Source organism: Pseudalkalibacillus sp. R45, from assembly GCF_052246725.1.
In the GTDB taxonomy this organism is placed as follows: Bacteria; Bacillota; Bacilli; order Bacillales; family Fictibacillaceae; genus Pseudalkalibacillus.
Genome location: NZ_JBQQCL010000049.1, coordinates 1 through 923 on the forward strand (window position 1 = coordinate 1; position 923 = coordinate 923).

Annotated in this window: 1 pseudogene; it reads left to right on the top strand. The window is 47.1% G+C overall.

Annotated elements, in window-relative coordinates:
- Nucleotides 1–668: pseudogene (locus tag ACTWQL_RS24850) on the top strand (peptidase S8); the annotation flags it as partial.
- Nucleotides 669–923 lie beyond the last annotated feature (255 nt).

The following is a 923-nucleotide window of genomic DNA, read 5'->3' on the forward strand; positions in this document are numbered from 1 at the left end:
GCGAGAATGTCCTTGTTGCGACTGCTTCCAACGAACGCGGCATGACAGATCCTTCCGAGCCAGTGACGGTCACGTTGGATCAGACAAAACCGGAATTGACCATTGAAAGTCCGGAAGACGATTCGAAGACCAACCGCATGGCGGTAAATGTTACCGGTACGGTTAATGATGCGCACCTTGATTGGGTGAAGGTAAACGGTCAGAAAGCAACGGTCAATGAGGATGGCACGTACTCTCACCGTATGCTTCTTGACGAAGGCGAAAATGTCATCAAAGTTGTCGCGAAAGACCTTGCAGGCAACCGCAAGAGCCAAAGGGTGACAGTGGATGCGAAGTTCGGACCGATCGAAGTGACGAACGTCAAACCAGATACGGATAAGAACCTTGAAGCTGGCCAATCCGTGATGATCGAATTCGACAGTGAGCCAGGCCTCGAAGCGCGTTTCAGAATCCATATGCCATTGACCAACACAGGCATGGGCATGGTTCAAAATGCGAATGAGCTACCGATGATGGAGATGTCTCCAGGCCACTATGTCGGATACTATACGGCAACTTCCAACGTTGTCGCTGATGGAGCGGTCGTTGAAGTAGTAGCACGTGACGACTATGGAAATGAAACGGAGGAAATTGCAGAAGGTAAGCTTTATATCAATGTAGAGGAATAAAACAACTAAGAAGAGGCTGACACATTCTGTCAGTCTCTTCTTTCTAAGTGAAACTATGAAAATATCAACCCGTGAGGCTATACCATAGTAAAGGGGGATCGTTTTGAAGGTTTAGTTAAGCTTATACTTTTTAGGAGGGGAAAGATGGTAAATTATCGGAGGTTTTTGTTGAATCGACGGGCATTTGCACTCGTCACAGCGATTCTACTACTAGTTTCAACATTTCTAGCTCCAACGGTCAACGCACGAACGATG